This window comes from Actinomadura citrea (genome assembly GCF_013409045.1).
GTDB classification, from domain to species: Bacteria; Actinomycetota; Actinomycetes; order Streptosporangiales; family Streptosporangiaceae; genus Spirillospora; species Spirillospora citrea.
In genome coordinates this window covers 2,048,818-2,066,427 of sequence record NZ_JACCBT010000001.1, presented here as the reverse complement: position 1 = coordinate 2,066,427, position 17,610 = coordinate 2,048,818, and the positions used below count along the sequence as shown (strand labels likewise).

The following is a 17,610-nucleotide window of genomic DNA, read 5'->3' as shown; positions in this document are numbered from 1 at the left end:
ATGAGCGAGACCGACGACCTGGAACAGCCCGCGCCCGACGACGCCAACGAGGCCGACGCGGCGGAGCAGCGAGCCGCCCTCGACGAGGAGGAGGAGCGCGTCGAGCGCGGCCCCATTCCGGAGGACGCGAACGAGGCCGACGCGGCCGAGCAGCGGCGGGAGGTCCGGCTGGACGAGGACGACTACCGGTGACCCGCGTCCACCGGTGACCTGAATGTTGGCGCCCGGCACAGGAAGGAAGGTTGACAGAAAGATCGGGGCGGACCGCTCCCGGTTCCGGCGGGAATACACTGACCTGCGCGAAGGAACGACGGCGGGCGGTGCCCGTGACCAACGGAGTTACTCGCGCGTAGGATGATGAGATTGTTTCCCGGTGACGGACGACCCCCATCCGTCCCCACGATTCGGTGATCGGAGAGTGTGGTGACCGCGACCCCGGACGCCCGCCCCCGTGGCACGAGACTGCCGCGACTGGCGCGCCGCAAGCAGTTGCTCGGCGCGGCCCAGGAGGTGTTCGTCGCGCAGGGGTACCACGCCGCGGCGATGGACGAGATCGCCGAGCGCGCGGGCGTCAGCAAGCCCGTGCTCTACCAGCACTTCCCGGGCAAGCTGGAGCTGTACCTGGCGCTGCTGGACGAGCACGCCGAGGCCCTGGTGAAGATCGTCCGCGAGGCGCTGGAGTCCACCACGGACAACAAGCTGCGCGTGCAGGCGAGCATGCAGGCCTTCTACGACTTCGTGGCGGGCGACGGCGAGGCCTACCGCCTGGTCTTCGAGTCCGACCTGCGCAACGTCGCGCCCGTCCGGGCCCGCGTCGACCGCGCCAACCAGCAGTGCGCCGAGATGATCGCGCAGGTGATCGCCGAGGACACCAACGCCCCCGCCGAGGAGGCGCACCTGCTCGGCATGGGCCTGGTCGGCATGGCCGAGGTCAGCGCCCGCTTCTGGCTCTCCCAGCACCGGGCGATCCCCAAGGACACCGCCGAGAAGATCATCGCCCGGCTGGCCTGGCGCGGCATCTCCGGCTTCCCCCGCACCAACGACCAGGGCTGACGCCGCGAGTGATCCCGGCCGACGCCCCGGCGGCCGGTAACGGGCCTGTGCCCGTCCATCCCGCGGCCGGGGGACGTTCACCCTGGGCACAACCGGATGGCGGCACGTCCCGGCGATCTCCATGCGACCATCGGAGCCGGGCCCGCCGGCGGTCGGCGGGACGCACCCGACGACGGGAGGCATCGCGTGCAGGTTCGCATCGGGGTCCAGAACGTGGCCAAGGAGCTGGTGGTCGACACCGACCAGACGGCCGACGACGTCCAGGACGCGCTCGGGGCGGCGCTCGCCGACCCGCAGGGCGTGCTGGTGCTGAAGGACCGCCGCGCCGGCCGGGTCGTCATCCCCGCGGCCCGCGTCGGCTACCTGGAGATCGCCGAGGACGAGCAGCGCAGCGTGGGCTTCGGCACGCAGTACACCTGAGCCGCGCGCCTGCGCAGGCGCGATCCACCTGCATCATGCCGCGTACCTGCGGCTTTACCCTCTCCCCACGCGCCTTGACCTGGATTTTGTTTCAACCCGGCAGGCGGGGCATATCGATGACCGACCTCGGGCGACCGGCCCACGAAAGGAATGGTTGATCGACATGCTCACCACGATCCTTTGGTTCATCGTCGTCGGTGCCGTCATCGGTGCACTCGCGCGGCTGGTCGTGCCGGGCCGCAACCCGATCGGCATCCTGCTCACGGTCCTCGTCGGAATCGCCGGCGCGATCCTCGGCGGTGTCGTCGCGGACGCCCTCGGGGCGGGGATGCTCGTCGCCTTCGTCTTCGCGGTGGTGATCGCCGCGCTGGGCGTGGCCGCGCTCACCACGATGAACACGCGCGGCCGCGGCCGCGGCCACGGCTCGCGGACCCGCCGCCGGAGCTACTGACCCCCGGCACCACCCCGGCGCAGGCCCCCGCCTTCCACGGCGGGGGCCTGCGCCGTCGCGAAGTGTCCGGATGTGGCCGTCCCGCCCCGCTACAGACCGGGTCAGGAGGCCTCGCCGCGCCGGGCGCGTAACGCCTGGCGGGCCGGGGACGGAATAGATGAAACCATGGAAACGTTGGGCCGAGTGACCGGCTATTGGTGTAGGCAATCAACGGTCGGTACACTGCGTCGCGGAGTGTGACCGCACGCAGCCACAGTGAGTGACTGCTTTCAACCCCTGACTGCGGTCGCCGACAGATTTGTGCAACGGCTGGTCCCTCCCGCGCGAGCGCGCGGCCACAGGAACGGCGGACACGCCGGTTCGGCGGTGTCCCGCCGGCGAGCCGCGCCGCACCCGGGAGCGGAGACCCCGCATATTGGAGGCTGAAAGCCCTGACTACCTTTCGTGAACTCGGGGTCGTACCCGAGATAGCAGACGCCCTCGAAGCCGAAGGCATCGTGGACGCGTTCCCCATCCAAGAGCTCGCCCTGCCGATCGCGCTGGGCGGCCACGACATCATCGGCCAGGCCCGCACGGGCACCGGCAAGACCCTCGCGTTCGGCGCCGCGCTGCTGCAGCGCATCGAGCACGGCGGCCGCGAGCCGCGCGCGCTCGTCGTCGCGCCGACCCGCGAACTGGCCCTCCAGGTCACCGACGACCTTCTCGTCGCCGGCGGCAAGCTCGGCAGCCGCGTCCTGTCGGTGTACGGCGGTCGCGCCTACGAACCGCAGATCGAGGCGCTGCGCGAGGGCGTCGACGTCGTCGTCGGCACCCCGGGCAGGCTCCTCGACCTCATCAAGCAGAAGTACCTCGACCTGTCCAAGGTCGAGGTGCTGGTGCTGGACGAGGCGGACCGCATGCTCGACCTCGGCTTCCTGCCGGACATCGAGCGGATCATCGACCGGATCCCGGCGCGGCGGCAGACCATGCTGTTCTCGGCGACGATGCCGGGCGAGATCGCCGCGCTGTCGCGCCGGTACCTGACCCGCCCGACCAACGTCCGGGCCGAGTCGCACACCGAGTCGGACGCGACGCCGCAGGTCGTCCAGCACGTCTTCCAGGCCCACCAGATGGACAAGCCGGAGATGCTGGCCCGCCTGCTGCAGGCCGAGGGCCGTGGTCTGACCATGGTCTTCTGCCAGACGAAGCGGGCGTGCGACCGCGTGGCCGCCGACCTCGCACAGCGCGGCTTCGACGCCGCCGCCGTGCACGGCGACCTCGGGCAGAGCCAGCGCGAGCGGGCACTGCGCGCGTTCCGCAACGGCAAGATCGGCGTGCTGGTGGCCACCGACGTGGCGGCCCGCGGCCTCGACGTCGACGACGTCACCCACGTCGTGAACTACGAGTGCCCCGACAGCGCCGACACCTACGTGCACCGCATCGGCCGGACCGGCCGCGCGGGCAAGGAGGGCGTCGCCGTCACGCTCGTCGACTGGTCCGACCTCACCCGGTGGAAGCTGATCAACGGCACGCTCGATCTGCCGTTCGCCGCCCCGGAGGAGACCTACTCCACGTCCCCGCACTTCTTCGAGACGCTCGGCATCCCCGCGGGCACGAAGGGGACGCTGCCCACCGACATGCGCAACGGCCGCGCCGGGCTGGACGCCGAGGAACTGGAGGACATCGGCGAGACGGGCAAGGTCCGCAGCCACGACCGCGGCCGCGACCAGAACCGCAACCGGGAGCAGGAGCAGGAGCGTCCCCGGCCGCGCCGCCGCAAGCGCGACCGGACGCGCACGCGGGCGGGCCAGCCGGTCGAGGCCGCCGCGGCGGAGGCCGAGACGGCCGCGGACGACAACGTCGTCGACGCGGTCGCCACCGAGCGCAAGCGCAGCAGGCCCCGCCGCCGCACCCGCGCCGGCAAGCCGGCCGCGACCGCGGGCGGCACCGCGGAGGCGTCGCAGACCGCCTGATCGGCGGCGGAACACCCGACCGCGAGACTCGTGTCAGTCCCGCGGTCGCGTTCCGTCCGGGCCTCCACCCTCGCGCAACCTGAGGGCGAGGCCCGGATGGTCGGTCACGAGGACGGCGACGCGCGGGTCGCGCAGGAAGCGGTGCATGACGGGCTCGGCGTTGACCGTCCAGATCATGGCGGGGATCCCGGCGCGCCCGCACTGGCGCAGCACGCCGACGCGGGCGAGCCGGTGGTTGAGGGCGACCATGTCGGCGCCCGCCCGCCGGATCAGCCGCAGCGGCGCGAAGTCGTGCGCGGCGCCGCGCTCCCACAGGTTGCGGCCGACCGAAAGGGCCGTCCGCACCCCCGGGAAGCTCTTCTTGATCTCCACGAGAGACGTGATCTCGCTGGTCGTCACCACGAAGTTCCCGGTGCCGAACGCCTCGACCGCCAGCGCCACGGTCTCGTGCTCGCAGCCGCGCTCCTTGAGGTCCAGATGCCCCTGCGCCCGGCCCGCGATCACCTTCATGGCGTCGCCGGCCAGCGGGACGGGCCGTACCGCGAGCTCCTGGATCCGCTCGTAGGGGAGCCGGTTCAGCCGGAGCCCGGCGATCTCGGGATCGTGGTGGACGACGAGCCGGCCGTCCCCGGTCCGCCGGATGTCGATCTCCACGTACTCGGCGCCGGACGCGACGGCGTCGCCGAGGCCCGTGAGGCCCGCTTCGTCGCGACGGTGGGCGGAGATGGCAGGCATGGCGACCACGCTGGCGACGCTACCACCGAAGATTTCTTACCGAAGCCCGCAGGCTCCCATTGACTAAGGTTTCCACCGTGAGTACGCCCCGGTTCGTGAGTCTGCCCCCCGGTGTTCGCCGGACGACCGTCGAGACCTCCCGCGGCCCGTTCGCCGCGCTGGAGGCCCTTCCGGGATCGGGCGTGCCCGACCGCTGTCCCGCCCTCCTCGTCCCCGGTCTCACCGGCAGCAAGGAGGACTTCCTCGCCGTCCTGGAGACCCTGGCCGCGTCCGGGCGCCGCGTCGTCGCGATCGACATGCGGGGCCAGTACGAGTCCATCGGCCCGGACGACGAGAGCGCCTACACCCGCGCGGCCCTCGGCGCCGACATCGCCGCCCTCCTGTCGGCGCTGGGCCCCGGCCCCGTCCACCTGGTCGGCCACTCGTTCGGCGGCCTGGTGTGCCGCGAGGCCGTCCTCGCCGGGGCCCGTCCCGCGTCCTTCACGTTGATGAGCTCGGGCCCGGCCGCCGTCTCCGGTCCGGCAGCCGCCAAGGCCCGCGCCCTGCGCGACGCCATCCCCGAACTCGGCATGGCGCAGATCTGGGAGCTCAGCCTCGAACCCGACTACCTGGGACGGGGCGTCCAGCGCGAGGTCGTCGCCTTCCTCAAGGCCCGCACGCTCGGCAACTCCGAGAAGGGGCTGGCCTTCATGGCCAACGAGATCCTCACCGCCCCCGACCGCGTCGACGAGCTGGCCAAGCACTGCGCCGACACCGCCCTGCGCGTCCTGGTCCTCTACGGCGAGGACGACGACGCCTGGGACCCCCGCGCCCAGGCCGCCATGGCCGAACGCCTCAACGCGCCCAAGGTCGTCATCCCCGGCGCCGCCCACTCCCCCGCCTGGGACGCCCCCGAGACCACCGCCGCCGCCCTCCTCGCCCTCTGGGCCGACACCGAGCGCACCCTGAAATAGCGACGGGCGGTCGGCGCCCGGTCAGGCGGCCTTGAAGTAGTGGCCCTCCTCCAGGTCGTCGATGAGCCCGGGGCGGGTCGGCCGCCAGCCCAGCAGCTCCCTGGTCAGCGCGCTCGACGCCGGGGCGTCGGTGCCGGCGGGCCCGGCCAGCCAGCCGAAGTGCCCGGCGGCGTCCCCCGGGTCGACCGAGGCCGTCGCCACGCCGAGACGGCGGCCGATCACCTCGGCCACGGCGCGGAGCGGTACCCCTTCCTCGGCGTTCGCGTGCAGCACCGAGCCCGCCGGCGCCTGCTCCAGCGCGAGCCGGAACAGGCGCGCGGCGTCGAGCACGTGCCCGGCGGGCCAGCGCTGGGACCCGTCCCCGACGTAGCCGGAGACGCCCTGGTCACGGGCGACGCCGACCAGGGTCGCGATGAAGCCCTTGTCCCCTTCTCCGTGCACGGTCGGGGGCAGCCGGACGACGGACGACCGCACCCCGCGCGAGGCGAGCGAGAGCGCCAGCCGGGCGGTGCCGTGCCGCGTCCCGAACCCGGCCTCCAGGGACGGGTCCGTCCCGTCCCGTTCGGTCGCCACCCGTCCCGGCGCGAGGCCGAGCAGGCCGGAGGCGAGGACGAACGGCCGGTCGGAGCCCGCGAGCGCGTCGCCGAACGCCTCGACGGCGCGCCGGTCCGCGTCGGCGGCGTCCTGGAATCCGCCCGAGAACGCGATGTCGTGCTTGAACGCCAGGTGGACGACGCCGTCCGAGGCCGCGGCGGCGTCGCCGAGGACGCCGAGGTCGTCCAGGGTGCCGCGGCGCACCCCGGCGCCGGCCGCGGTGAGGGCGGCGGCCGAGGCGTCCGAGCGGGCGAGCCCGGTGACGCGGTGCCCCGCCGCGACGAGTTCGGGAACGAGCGCCGAGCCGATCCAGCCGGACGCCCCGGTGACGAAGACGTGCATGGAAACCTCCGATGATCCGCCGGGCACGGTCATGCCGGGCGGGCGCGAGCGATGTCAGTCACTGTCGTCAGCATACACACACCATGTCAGTGACTGTCATCGGCTAGGATTCCGGGCATGGGGCGATGGGAGCCGAACGCACGCGGCCGACTCGAAGAGGCGGCACTCGCCCTCTACGGCGAGCACGGTTACGACAGGACCACGGTCGCGGAGATCGCCCGCCGGGCGGGCCTCACCGAGCGCACGTTCTTCCGCCACTTCGCCGACAAGCGCGAGGTCCTGTTCGGAGGCTCCGCGCTGCTCCAGGACCTGCTCACGAGCGCCGTCGCCGACGCCCCGGCGACCGCGGTGCCGCTCGACGCGACGGCCAGGGCCCTGGAGGCCGTCGGCGCCGTCTTCGAGGGACGCCACGCCCACGCCCGCCGCCGCCAGGCCGTCATCGACGCGAACGCGGAACTGCGCGAACGCGAGCTGATCAAACTCGCCACCCTGGCCACGACGCTCGCCGAGGCCCTGCGCCGCCGCGGCGTCCCCGACCCGGCCGCCGCCCTCAGCGCCGAGGCGGGGATCGCCGTCTTCAAGGTCGCCTTCGAACGCTGGCTCCGCGACGGCCTCCAGGGCCTCTCCCACCACATCCGCGAATCCCTGGACGAACTCAAGGCCGTCACCGCCGGCAGGTGACCGGCGCTCCCCGGCCGTCAGATGAGGTCCGGGTCGCCGTCGACGGCGAGAAGCCGGTGAGCCAGGCGGCGACCCCGCTGGGCGACGCTCGTTCGCGGGCGGCAGCACGTCGTCCGAGGTCAGTCGAGGCAGAACTCGTTGCCTTCGGGGTCGGCCATCACGATGTGGCCGGCGCCGAGCGGGGGCTCCGGGTCGTGGCGCTGGAGACGGGTGGCGCCGCGGGAGACGAGGCGCTCGGCCTCGGCCTCCAGGGCCGCCATCCGCTCGTCGCCGTCGAGGCCGGGGGCGGCCCGCACGTCGAGGTGGACGCGGTTCTTGGCCTGCTTGCCCTCCGGGACGCGCTGGAAGAACAGCCGGGGGCCTGATCCGCCGGGGTCGACCACCGCCGAGGCGTCGTTCCGGTTCTCCGGCGGGATGCCCATCGCCTCCAGGGCCTCGTCCCACGACGCGAAGCCGCCGGGCGGGTCCTGCAGCCGGTAGCCGAGGGCCTCACCCCAGAAGGCCGCGAGCGCGGCCGGGTCGGCGCAGTCGAAGGTGATCTGAACGTCGCGGGCCACTTCAGCTCGCCTCCCGATGAGTGTGCAGGTAGAGGTCGCGGAGCAGGCACACCTCGGACAGGTGGTGGATCAGCTCCCGGTTGATGTGCAGGACCAACGCTGCCAGAGGCCGCTCGCCGTACGGTCCCTCGGCCTCCCCGCAGGGGCGGGCGAGGCCGGACTCGCCGAGGGAATCGACCCCGGCCAGCCAGGTCGCGTACTCGGCGTCGAGCTGCGCCAGCGCCTCGTCCGCGGTCCCGGCGTACTCGAACGCCCGGTAGTCGGTGGGCGGGCGCCCGAAGTGCGCGGCGCTGCGCACCGCGAGCACGCCGACGATCACGTGCGCGAGCCGCCAGGCGATCGTGGTGAACGGGGCCGGGTCGGGCTGCGGCATCGCGAAGTCGATGGTCATCGCGCCGGAGCCGACGCGCACGGGCGCTGGGCCGGCGCCGGGGCCTCGCGGGCGAACGCTCCAGCAGCCGGGCACCGGCTCCCAGAAGTACTCGTCGTCGGCGAGCCCGCTGATGCGGGGCCGAAGCTGGTTGTCCCAGTGCCAGGCGATCTGGTCCCGGAGCAGTGGGTTCCACGTCTGGGTCATGGGCCCAGTGTCACCGGAATACCGGACAGGTACGTTCCGCGTTTCGTGGGACGATGGGCGCGTGAGCGTCGAGGCGACGACCGAGCGGGTGCTGCGGTTGCTGGGACTGCTGCAGCGGCGGCCGTCCTGGACCGCCGCCGACCTCGCCGCCGAGCTGGGCGTCACCGACCGCTCGGTGCGGCGCGACGTGGAGCGGCTGCGCGCGCTCGGGTACCCGGTGCACGCGACGGCGGGCGTGGGCGGCGGCTACCGGCTGGGCGCGGGGACCCGGCTCCCGCCGCTGCTCCTGGACGACGAGGAGGCGATCGCGACGGCGGTGTCCCTGCGGATGGCCTCCGGCGGGACGGTCGCCGGGGCGGGCGATGCGGCCCTGCGGGCGCTGGCGAAGCTCGACCAGGTGATGCCGCCCCGGCTGCGCGCCGAGGTGCGGGCGGTGCACGGCGCCACCGACACCCTCGTCGGCCCGGGGGTCCAGATCGACGCGGAGCTGCTGGTGACGCTCGCGCGGGCCTGCCGCGACGCGGTGCGGGTGCGGTTCCGCTACCCGGGGCGGGACGGCGGGAACCGCGAGCGCACGGTCGAGCCGGTGCGGATGGTCGCCACGGGACGCCGCTGGTACCTGATGGCGTGGGACGCCGACCGCGACGGCTGGCGCACCTTCCGCCTGGACCGGATGCGCGAGGCGGTGGCGACGACCTGGCGGTTCCGGCCGAGGGAGCATCCGGACCCGGTCGCCTACGTGCAGCGGGCCGTGACCGAGGCGCCGTACCGGCATCTCGCGCGGATACGCGTCCGCGCCGGGCCCGACGAGGTGCGCGCACTGGTCCCGCCCCAGGTGGGACGGGTCGAGGACGATCACGACGGCTGGTGCGTGCTCGTCGTCGGCGGCGCGGACCTGGACGCGCTCGCCGTGCACGTGGCCCGGCTGGGCTTCGAGATGGAGGTGCTGGAGCCCGCCGCGCTGCGGGAGGCCGCCGCCCGGCTCGCCCGCCGCCTGGCGGCGCTGGCCGGCTAGGGCACCGGCTGGAGTTGCACGAGGATCATCCAGTTGCGGTCGTCCCGCGTGTGGGCGGCGCGCACGCGGTAGCGGCCCGGGGCCAGGTCGATCTTCAGGTGGTTGCCGGGTTCGGGGGTCGCGCCGGGCCAGGCGGAGTCGAAGAGGACGACGGCCCCGTCCACGTCCCAGTCGAGCTCCTCCTCCCACTCGACGCCGCGGACGGCCTCTCTGGCCGCGTGGACGAGCTCGGTCTCCGACTCGGCCGCCGCCCAGCGCAGGAAGAGGCGCTCCTCCGGCAGGTAGGTCGTCGTGGCGGGTTCGTCTCCGAGGACGAGGCCCTGCGCGCCCCCGATGCCGACCAGCCCGATGTAGCCGTCGACCGCGCAGGCGCGCCCGTAGTCGCCCCAGGTCTCCACGGGGGCGTCGTCGTCCTCGTCGTCGGTGGCGCCCTCCCAGCGGGCCAGCTGCGTCGCGGGCGCGGCCAGCAGCGGGCCCCCAGCGGACTCGACCCAGTCCATCGGCACACCCTCTCGTCTGTGGAGGCGTCACCGTACAACGTGCGTCGGACACCTTCCCCCTGACATGGGGATATGCGACGATTGTTATGGATTGTGACGGTGTGGCGGGAAGAACGGCCGGACGGGGCGCCGCCGACGGATCTCACCTCGCACGCGGGCGCCGGCCCGGCGAGGGGGAGACATGCGCAAGACGGCCGACTGCAGGGACATGCCGAGCGAGTCGGGCTGCACGCTCACCATCAGCGGCGAGGAGGACGAGGTCGTCCGCGCCGCCGCCGAGCACGCCGCCTCGGTGCACGGGCACGACGACACCCCGGAGATGCGGCAGGAGATCCGCACCCACCTCAAGGACGAGCGCGCGACGGTAGGGGGCTGAGCCGGATGGGCTTCGTACAGATCATCGACTACCGCACCGACCGCCAGGACGAGCTGGAGGGCCTGTTCGACGAGTGGGCCAAGGCCAGCGAGGGCACGCGCACGGCGACCCACGAGCTGCACACCAAGGACCGCCAGGACGCGTCCCACTACGTCGACATCGTCGAGTTCCCGTCCTACGAGGAGGCGATGCGCAACAGCGACCTGCCCGAGACCCGGCGCATCGCCGGGCAGATGGAGGCGCTGTGCAGCGACGGCCCGCGCTTCCTGAACCTGGAGGTCATGCGCGACGAGTCGCTGTGAACCGATAGTCCACCGGGCCCCGGGCGGCCGAGGACTCCTCACCGCCCGGAGAGGGGGCGGTGTCGCGGGCGGACTGAGGTAATGACACACTTACTTCAGTTTGTCTCATGGAGGTGTACATGCCGGCGACCGTCCAGCCCCCCGAGAGCGTCACGTGGCGCGTCCACATCGACCGGTCCATGTGGATCGGCGGGGTGCGCAGCCTCATGCTCCAGGCGCTGCACCCCATGGCGATGTGGGGCGTCTGGCAGAACTCCAACTTCCAGGAGGACCCGTTCGGGAGGCTCCAGCGCACCGCCGACTTCGTCGGGGTGGCCACCTTCGGGTCGCACGAGGAGATCGACGAGCTGGCGTACCGCGTCCGGGAGATCCACCGGAGCCTGCGCATCCTCAACCACGACACCGGCAGGCGGGAGCGCCTCGACCAGCCCGAGCTGCTGCGGTGGGTGCACTGCGCCGAGGTGTACTCCTACCTGGAGGTCGCGCGGCGGGCCGGGCTGCCGCTGACCGGCGCCATGGCCGACCGGTACCTGGACGAGCAGCGGCACACCGCTACCTACGTAGGGCTGCACGCCGACGACGTCCCCGGCAGCGTCGCCGAGATGGAGGCCTACCTCGCCGAGATGCGGCCCCAGCTGCGCGTCACCGAGGAGGCCGCCGCCACGGTGCGGTTCCTCATGTGGCCGACGATGCCGGAGAACCTCAGGTTCCTCGCGCCCGGGAAGCCGGGCTACTTCCCGTTCGGGGCGCTCTGCTACTACTCGCTGCCGGACTGGGCCCGCCGGATGTACGGGGCGCTGCCCGAGGTGCCGCAGCCCGCGGTGACGGCGGCGCTCCGCTCGTTCCGCCTCGCGATGAACGCGGTACCGGAGCGGCTGCACGACCACGCCTTCGCCAAACCCACCCGCGACATGCTGGAACGCGCCCGGCAGCGGCTCGCGGCCGACGGCTACGACCTGGGCAAGGGCCTCTACGGCCTCCGCGACCCGCGCCGCTGGCCCGGGCAGCCGGCCCTGGCCACCGCGTAGACGGCCCTAGACGGCGTCGACGGGGAGCGCCGCCCACGGCTCCTTGCGCGGGGCGGCCTCCCGGCCCTCCGGGCAGTGGCGGGCGAAGTCGCACCAGGAGCACAGGTTGCCCGGACGCGGCGGGAACAGCTCGTCGTGCGGGGCGTGGTCGACCTCCCCCGCACGGGGCTTCGGCACGTCGGCGCGCTTCCCCGCGCCGGCGCGGTACGCGTCGTCCGCGGTCGCGGCCTCGGCGGCGATCTGCTCCGCGCGCCGGATGTGCCGGGCCAGCGACTCGTCGGTGTGCTCCCACACCGCGACCTCGCCGGACGGCAGATGGTGCAGCTCGACCCGGCGGCACGGGCGGCGCAGGACGCGCGACGCCGCCACCGCGTAGATCGCCAGCGCCAGCGAGCCGCGGGCGTCGTCGGAGGTCAGGACGTGCCGCCCGGTCTTGTAGTCCACGACGACCAGCTCGGGGCCGCGCGCGTCCAGCCGGTCGATGCGCCCGGACACCGCGATCCGGTCGGTGCGGGTCGCCACGGTGCGCTCGACGCCGAGCGGCTCGTCGGACGGGTCGAGCCCGGCGACGTACCGCTCCGTCATCTCCCGGGCCCGCTCGCGCCACTGCGCGGACTGCGCCTCGTCCCGGAACCCGTCGGTCAGCCAGCCCCGGAGCAGCAGCCTCCCGGCCGCCTCAGGGCTGCGCTCGTCGACGGGCAGCCGCCACCAGGCGGCCAGCGCGTTGTGCACGCTCGCCCCGACGCTGTTGTGCGCCCATGGCGGACCCTTCGGCGGCATCGGACGATCGAGATACGTCATCCGGTACCGGCGCGGGCAGTCCAGCCACGTGTTCAGCCTCGACGGCGTGCACGTGTAGAGCCGCCGAGGCATCCCCTCGAACCCGAGCTGCTCCAAAACTAGTCGTCAGACTCCCGCGCCATGGAGCCCCAGCTCTCCCAGCGGGCGTCCTCGTCGCCGACCGTGGTCTCCTCGCCCTGCGCGGGCAGGACCCGCAGGTCCTTCGGCAGCGGGGTGAGCAGCGCGCCGATCGAGTTGAGCTGCTTGCGCAGGTCCTCGTAGACGCCGCCGACCGAGCCGGGACGGCCGCGGTGCAGGGTGTCGCCGGAGAACAGCAGGCCGAGCTGCTCGCTGATCACGCAGACGGCGCCGGGCGTGTGGCCCGGGGTGTGCACGATCTCCAGCTGGGCCTCGCCGATCTCGAAGACGCCGCCGTCCTCCAGCCAGATGTCGGGTTCGAGGGAGCGCAGCGCCTTGGCGTCGTCCTCGTCGTCCTCCTCCTTGGCGAGGCGGCCGAAGTAGTCGCGCCACAGCAGCCGGTCGGCGCGGTGCAGCGCGATCGGCGCCCAGTTGTCCTCGTCCTCCTCGCCGGCCGCGGCCACTTCGAGGACCACGCTGAGGCGGTGCTCGTTGCCGTCGGTCAGCAGGACGGCCATGACCTCGCGGTCACCGACCTCCTTGAGGATGGCCTCGGCGTCGTTGGCCGGGTCGATCACGATGACCTCGTCGTCGTCGCCGACGATGTAGGTGTTGTTCTCGACGTCGTACTCGGTGTCGTCCAGGGTGAGCTTCCCCGACGTCACCACCTGTTCGATGCGCGCGTCCACGCTTCGCACCCTACCGCGATTCGCCGCGCCGGTCGGGCAGACGGAGATCACCGCCGGTGGCGGCCGCGCGGAGCGTCTCGAAGGCGTCCGGCGCGGTGGTCTCGGCGCCGATCCGGTCGCCGGTGAACGCGCCGTGGTCGTCGCTGGAGCCGGTGACGGCGAGGCCGAGCGAGGCGGCCAGGTCGCGCAGGCGGGCGCGGTCCTCGGGGACGTGGTCGGGGTGGTCGGTCTCGACCCCGGCGAGCCCGGCGGCGGCGAGTCTCTCGATCACCTCGTCGCCGAACACGTACCCGCGGCGGCGCGCCCGGGGGTGCGCCAGGACGCACACTCCCCCGGCCGCGCGGACGAGCCCGATCGCCCGCTCGGTGTCGAGCGCGTACCGCTCGACGTAGGCGCGGCCGTCCTGCGCGATCCACCGGGACGTGAACGCCTCGTCCGCCGTCTCGATGACGCCCGCCTCCACCATGGCGCGCGCGATGTGCGGGCGCCCGACCGCCTCGCCCGTGGCCAGCGCGCGGACCATGTCCCACGTGACGCCGGCGCCGAGCTCGTTCAGCCGCTCCACCATGCCGCGCGCCCTGATCACCCGGTCGTCGCGGATCCGGGCCAGCTCGGCCGCCAGCACCGGCTCGCCCGGGTCGAACAGGTAGCCGAGCAGGTGCAGGCTCCGGTCGTCCTCCTTGCACGACAGCTCGATGCCGGGGACGAGCGCCAGGCCGTCCGGGAGGGACGCGGCGGCCTCGTCCCAGCCGGCGACGGTGTCGTGGTCGGTGAGCGCGACGACGTCCACGCCGTTCTCGCGCGCCCGGCGGACGACCTCCGCCGGGCGCCGGGTTCCGTCGGACGCGTCGCTGTGACAGTGCAGATCGATCCGCATGGCCCCTTCATACCAACCGGGGGGCCGCTCAGCCGTCGAGGCGGGGGCTGTACGCGCCGTAGGGGAGGTCGAGGTCCATGCCCGGCTCGCGGAGGTCGAGCAGGGTGAGGCGCTCCACCATGAGCACCCCGGCGTCGGCGGGCCACAGCACCGCCCACAGCCAGTTCCCCATCGCCTCGCCGACGTAGGCGGCGCGGTCGGGACGGTCGCCGACCGCCCACATCGGCACCGTCTGCCCGCAGGTGGCGGGGCCGCCGACATCCAGCTTCACGTGCGGCGGGCCGCCGTTGAAGGCGGTGCCGGGATCGGCGCCCGCGAGCCCCGCGAAGTGGGCGCCGAGGCCGATACCCGGCTCCTCGGCGATCAGGACCATGTCGGCGGGGCCGTGCAGCAGTCCCGGCCCGGACACCGCGACGGCGGTCGCGCGGGCGCCCGAGCGGTCGTCCCCGACGGTGGTGAAGCCCGTGACGAGCCAGGCCGCCGGAAGCGGCCAGGGCGTCCAGACGGGGACCCTCGCGTCCTGCAGGGCGACGGCCAGCCCCTCGGGACCGGGACGGTTGGACGGCTGCCTCGGCAGTACGGCGCCGTGCACGCCGCAGCTCCAGTCACTGGACCAGAGGCTCGGCTCGCTCAGTGGGCCCGCGCAGCGCGGGCATGTGGGCTCCGCCCTCATGAGTAACCACCCTGCGCGGCAACGTCCCGCCTCGTCAAGGGGCCGCGGGGGCGCGGCCCCGGAAAGTGGCGACAAAATGGGGTCATGCGAGTGCGCTGCGTGGGCGGGATCGTGCGGGACGGCGAGGGGCGGTTCCTGCTGGTCAGGCGCGGGCAGCCGCCGGGCGAGGGCCTGTGGTCGATCCCGGGCGGGCGGGTCGAGCCCGGCGAGGACGACGCGGCGGCGGTCGCCCGCGAGCTGAGGGAGGAGACCGGTCTGGACGTCCGCGTCGGCGCCCTGGCCGGGACGGTGGAGCGCCCCGGCCCCGGCGGCGTCGTCTACGAGATCCACGACTACACGGCCACCGTGGCCGGCGGGACGCTCCGTGCGGGCGACGACGCGTCCGACGCTCGCTGGGTCCCCCCGGACGATCTCGGCGGCCTCCCGATGACCCCCGGCCTCCTCGACGCCCTCACCGGCTGGGGCGTCCTATGAGGCGTGCGCCGGCGCCGCCTCCGCCGTGACCGGCACGCCGCCGTCCCCGGGGCCCGCCGTGACGGTCTGGACCCGCATCCGCCGCGCCAGCCACACGACGGCGGCCGCGTAGAGCAGCATCGGGACGATGTCCGCCACGACGACCTGCCAGGGGACGCTCCCCTGCTCGATGTCGAGTTGGCCGATCGCCGCGGGGCCGAGGAACGCCATCAGGTTGTTGAACACGTGCATGGCGATGCCGGACTCCAGCCCGCCCGTCCGAACCGCGAGCCACGCGGCGATCGCGCCGAACGCGAAGATGTCGAGGATCCCCCAGCCCGTGTAGCCGTGCCCGGCCGTGAACAGGGCCGAGCCCACGACGATCCCGGGCCACGGCGTGCGGAGGACGACGCTGAGAACGCGCCCGACGCGGTTCCTGGCGTTCTCCAGAGTGCACGCGCCCACGGCCTGGAGCATCCAGCCGCGGAACGCGTACTCCTCCGCCGCCGACTGGAGCGGCACCAGCAGGACGATGACGACGGCCGGGGCGAGGAACCGCCCCCACCCGACCCAGTGCTCATCGCCGCCCGACTGGTCGTGCATCGCGGCGGCGGCGGCGATCGACGTCCCGTAGGACACGACGCAGAACACGATCGCCAGGCCCGAGCAGGCGAGGAGCCAGCGCCAGCGCAGCCGTCCCGCGACCGAGGAGAGCGTGCCCGGCCGCCGCCGCTGGACGAGCCACGCCGCGGCCAGCGAGACCGGCAGGAACAGCGCCAGCGCCCCGAGGTTGTACGCCAGGTCGGCCGTCTGGTCGCCGAAGATCGAGTCCGTGTCCGCCCCGGAGGTGTCGGGGGCCTCGCCCGTGGCCACCACCCGGACGATGATGCCCGCGATCATCAGCCCGATGGCCAGGACCATCCCGACGGCCGCGATCCCGAGGGTCCCCACCAGCGGGCGCCACCACCGGTGCACCCCGTTGCGCGCCAGCCGGTGGAACGGGGCCGACTCGGGCGTCTCCACCGTCCAGGGCCGCTTGGCCGCCTGGATCCCGTACCCGGGGCCGTAGGGGGCCGGGTAGGGCCCGCCCGGCGGCTGCGCCGGTGTCCCGTCCCAGTACGGGGTCCCGGGCGGGTACCCCTGCCCCTGCGGCCCCCCGGGGCCGTACGGCTGGCCGGGGCCGTACGGCTGCCCAGGTCCGAAGGGCTGCTGAGCACCGTGGGGCTGCTGAGCACCGTAGGGCTGCGCGGCGCCGTAGGGCTGCCCGGCGCCGTACGGCTGCTGAGCACCGTACGGCTGCGCGGCGTCATGAGGCCGGGCCGGGTTCGGCGGCCAGGTGGCGGCGGGCGCCGGCGGCTCGCCCTCCGGCATCGGCCGAGGACCGGACGGCCGCGGGTTCCGCTGCGGCTCGCGTCCCAGATCGGGGTCTAGGGGCGCCCAGCCGTCGCCGTCCCCTGGTCCTCCCACGTGTGGCCCCTCCTGGTAGATCTCGTGTACGTGGGACGAATCGTACGGGGCCTTCAGTTCCCGGACGGATCGAAGCGCTCCGTCCGGGTCATCCCCGCGGCGCGGCCCTTGGCGGCGATGACGAGCGCCATCTTGCGGGACGCCTCGTCGATCATCTCGTCGCCGAGCCGGGCGGCGCCGCGGCCCTCGCCGAGCGAGTGCTCGTAGGCGTCCAGGATCAGCTCGGCGTGGTCGTAGTCGTCCTGGGACGGGGAGAACACGGCGTTGCCCGCCTCGATCTGGGACGGGTGCAGCACCCACTTGCCGTCGAAGCCGAGGGCGGCGGAGCGCTCGGCGACGCGGGTGAAGGCCTCCACGTCGCGGACGTTGAAGTAGGGGCCGTCGATCGCCTGGAGGTCGTGGGCGCGGGCGGCCATCAGGATCCGCATGAGGATGTAGTGGTAGGCGTCGCCCTCGGTGTAGCCGGGCGGCTGCTCGCCGACGACGAGGGTCTTCATGTTGATCGACGCCATGAGGTCGCCGGGCCCGAGGACGAGGGCCTCCAGCCGGGGTGAGGACGCGGCGATCGCGTCGACGTTGACCATGCCGCGGGCGTCCTCGATCTGCGCCTCGATGCCGATGCGGCCCGCGGGCAGGCCCGTCGCCCGCTCGATCTGGGTGAGCAGCCGGTCGAGCCACTGGACGTGGGCGGCGTCCGACACCTTCGGCAGCATGACGGCGTCGAGGTTGGCGCCCGCGCCCTCGACGACCTCGATCACGTCCCGGTAGGCCCAGTGGGTGTCCAGGTCGTTCACGCGCACCACCCGCGTCCTGCCCGTCCAGTCGCCGTCGTTGAGCGCGGCGACCACGGTCGCGCGGGCGCCCTCCTTGGCCGACGGCGCGACGGCGTCCTCCAGGTCGAGGAAGATCTCGTCGGCGGGCAGCCCCTGCGCCTTCTCGATGAAGCGGGGGTTGCTGCCCGGTACGGCGAGGGTGGTACGTCGTGAGCGCATGGCCC

23 protein-coding genes are annotated in these 17,610 nt (G+C 73.6%); 12 read left to right on the top strand and 11 right to left on the bottom strand.

Annotation, left to right across the window (positions count from 1 at the left end):
* From BJ999_RS09760 to BJ999_RS09740, 5 genes are all read left to right on the top strand, one after another.
* Positions 1-192 carry a hypothetical protein gene (locus BJ999_RS09760; protein ID WP_179832996.1) on the top strand — a complete coding sequence of 64 codons (192 nt, stop codon included), beginning with the start codon at positions 1-3 and terminating at the stop codon, positions 190-192.
* A gap of 231 nt (positions 193-423) precedes the next feature.
* A complete protein-coding gene (locus BJ999_RS09755; RefSeq protein WP_179832995.1) occupies positions 424-1,053 on the top strand; it encodes a TetR/AcrR family transcriptional regulator in 630 nt (209 codons plus the stop codon).
* A gap of 186 nt (positions 1,054-1,239) precedes the next feature.
* Positions 1,240-1,473, top strand: a complete 234-nt coding sequence (locus BJ999_RS42910; RefSeq protein WP_179832994.1) for a DUF3107 domain-containing protein — start codon at positions 1,240-1,242, stop codon at positions 1,471-1,473.
* 163 nt (positions 1,474-1,636) lie between these two features.
* Positions 1,637-1,924 (top strand): GlsB/YeaQ/YmgE family stress response membrane protein, encoded by a 288-nt coding sequence (locus BJ999_RS09745; RefSeq protein WP_179832993.1) that lies wholly within the window; start codon positions 1,637-1,639, stop codon positions 1,922-1,924.
* Positions 1,925-2,421: 497 nt separating this feature from the next.
* A complete protein-coding gene (locus BJ999_RS09740) occupies positions 2,422-3,876 on the top strand; it encodes a DEAD/DEAH box helicase (RefSeq protein ID WP_179832992.1) in 1,455 nt (484 codons plus the stop codon).
* Positions 3,877-3,909: 33 nt separating this feature from the next.
* Here the strand turns inward: BJ999_RS09740 and BJ999_RS09735 are convergent, their stop codons facing one another.
* On the bottom strand, positions 3,910-4,611 hold the full coding sequence (locus BJ999_RS09735; protein WP_218935656.1) for a glycerophosphodiester phosphodiesterase: 702 nt from the start codon (positions 4,609-4,611) through the stop codon (positions 3,910-3,912).
* Positions 4,612-4,688: 77 nt separating this feature from the next.
* Here BJ999_RS09735 and BJ999_RS09730 point away from each other — a divergent pair, with 77 nt between their 5' ends.
* Positions 4,689-5,564, top strand: coding sequence for an alpha/beta fold hydrolase (locus BJ999_RS09730; RefSeq protein WP_179832990.1), 876 nt, complete (start codon positions 4,689-4,691; stop codon positions 5,562-5,564).
* Between the two features lie 21 nt (positions 5,565-5,585).
* On the opposite strand, the gene BJ999_RS09725 is transcribed toward BJ999_RS09730, so the two are convergent.
* Positions 5,586-6,500, bottom strand: coding sequence for an SDR family oxidoreductase (locus BJ999_RS09725; RefSeq protein ID WP_179832989.1), 915 nt, complete (start codon positions 6,498-6,500; stop codon positions 5,586-5,588).
* Between the two features lie 117 nt (positions 6,501-6,617).
* Here BJ999_RS09725 and BJ999_RS09720 point away from each other — a divergent pair, with 117 nt between their 5' ends.
* Positions 6,618-7,181, top strand: coding sequence for a TetR/AcrR family transcriptional regulator (locus tag BJ999_RS09720; RefSeq protein ID WP_179832988.1), 564 nt, complete (start codon positions 6,618-6,620; stop codon positions 7,179-7,181).
* Positions 7,182-7,300: 119 nt separating this feature from the next.
* On the opposite strand, the gene BJ999_RS09715 is transcribed toward BJ999_RS09720, so the two are convergent.
* A complete protein-coding gene (locus tag BJ999_RS09715) occupies positions 7,301-7,738 on the bottom strand; it encodes a VOC family protein (protein WP_179832987.1) in 438 nt (145 codons plus the stop codon).
* 1 nt (position 7,739) lies between these two features.
* Positions 7,740-8,315 carry a DinB family protein gene (locus tag BJ999_RS09710; RefSeq protein ID WP_179832986.1) on the bottom strand — a complete coding sequence of 192 codons (576 nt, stop codon included), beginning with the start codon at positions 8,313-8,315 and terminating at the stop codon, positions 7,740-7,742.
* Positions 8,316-8,376: 61 nt separating this feature from the next.
* Here BJ999_RS09710 and BJ999_RS09705 point away from each other — a divergent pair, with 61 nt between their 5' ends.
* A complete protein-coding gene (locus tag BJ999_RS09705; protein ID WP_179832985.1) occupies positions 8,377-9,330 on the top strand; it encodes a helix-turn-helix transcriptional regulator in 954 nt (317 codons plus the stop codon).
* Here BJ999_RS09705 and BJ999_RS09700 read toward each other — a convergent pair.
* Positions 9,327-9,830, bottom strand: coding sequence for an Imm21 family immunity protein (locus BJ999_RS09700; RefSeq protein ID WP_179832984.1), 504 nt, complete (start codon positions 9,828-9,830; stop codon positions 9,327-9,329). The genes BJ999_RS09705 and BJ999_RS09700 overlap by 4 nt on opposite strands.
* 181 nt (positions 9,831-10,011) lie before the next feature.
* On the opposite strand from BJ999_RS09700, the gene BJ999_RS09695 reads away from it, so the two are divergent.
* The 3 genes from BJ999_RS09695 (at position 10,012) to BJ999_RS09685 (ending at position 11,536) form a co-directional block, all read left to right on the top strand.
* Complete coding sequence (locus BJ999_RS09695) at positions 10,012-10,206, top strand: DUF1059 domain-containing protein (RefSeq protein ID WP_179832983.1); 195 nt, start codon at positions 10,012-10,014, stop codon at positions 10,204-10,206.
* Positions 10,207-10,211: 5 nt separating this feature from the next.
* Positions 10,212-10,508, top strand: coding sequence for a hypothetical protein (locus BJ999_RS09690; RefSeq protein ID WP_179832982.1), 297 nt, complete (start codon positions 10,212-10,214; stop codon positions 10,506-10,508).
* Positions 10,509-10,627: 119 nt separating this feature from the next.
* A complete protein-coding gene (locus tag BJ999_RS09685) occupies positions 10,628-11,536 on the top strand; it encodes an oxygenase MpaB family protein (RefSeq protein ID WP_179832981.1) in 909 nt (302 codons plus the stop codon).
* Positions 11,537-11,542: 6 nt separating this feature from the next.
* Here BJ999_RS09685 and BJ999_RS09680 read toward each other — a convergent pair whose 3' ends face one another.
* Genes BJ999_RS09680 through BJ999_RS09665 form a run of 4 tightly spaced genes read right to left on the bottom strand, consistent with a single transcriptional unit; the run spans position 11,543 to position 14,693 of the window.
* Positions 11,543-12,409 carry a RecB family exonuclease gene (locus tag BJ999_RS09680; RefSeq protein ID WP_179832980.1) on the bottom strand — a complete coding sequence of 289 codons (867 nt, stop codon included), beginning with the start codon at positions 12,407-12,409 and terminating at the stop codon, positions 11,543-11,545.
* Positions 12,410-12,435: 26 nt separating this feature from the next.
* On the bottom strand, positions 12,436-13,143 hold the full coding sequence (locus tag BJ999_RS09675) for an MBL fold metallo-hydrolase (protein WP_179832979.1): 708 nt from the start codon (positions 13,141-13,143) through the stop codon (positions 12,436-12,438).
* A gap of 10 nt (positions 13,144-13,153) precedes the next feature.
* Positions 13,154-14,020 (bottom strand): PHP domain-containing protein, encoded by an 867-nt coding sequence (locus BJ999_RS09670; RefSeq protein WP_179832978.1) that lies wholly within the window; start codon positions 14,018-14,020, stop codon positions 13,154-13,156.
* Positions 14,021-14,048: 28 nt separating this feature from the next.
* Complete coding sequence (locus BJ999_RS09665) at positions 14,049-14,693, bottom strand: DUF6758 family protein (RefSeq protein ID WP_179832977.1); 645 nt, start codon at positions 14,691-14,693, stop codon at positions 14,049-14,051.
* Between the two features lie 84 nt (positions 14,694-14,777).
* On the opposite strand from BJ999_RS09665, the gene BJ999_RS09660 reads away from it, so the two are divergent.
* Positions 14,778-15,167, top strand: coding sequence for an NUDIX hydrolase (locus tag BJ999_RS09660; protein ID WP_179832976.1), 390 nt, complete (start codon positions 14,778-14,780; stop codon positions 15,165-15,167).
* Here the strand turns inward: BJ999_RS09660 and BJ999_RS43480 are convergent.
* Together BJ999_RS43480 and BJ999_RS09650 are read right to left on the bottom strand one after the other, a co-directional pair.
* Complete coding sequence (locus BJ999_RS43480) at positions 15,162-16,613, bottom strand: CPBP family intramembrane glutamic endopeptidase (RefSeq protein WP_179832975.1); 1,452 nt, start codon at positions 16,611-16,613, stop codon at positions 15,162-15,164. The genes BJ999_RS09660 and BJ999_RS43480 overlap by 6 nt on opposite strands.
* Before the next feature lie 53 nt (positions 16,614-16,666).
* Positions 16,667-17,605 (bottom strand): HpcH/HpaI aldolase/citrate lyase family protein, encoded by a 939-nt coding sequence (locus BJ999_RS09650; RefSeq protein WP_179832974.1) that lies wholly within the window; start codon positions 17,603-17,605, stop codon positions 16,667-16,669.
* Positions 17,606-17,610: the final 5 nt, after the last annotated feature.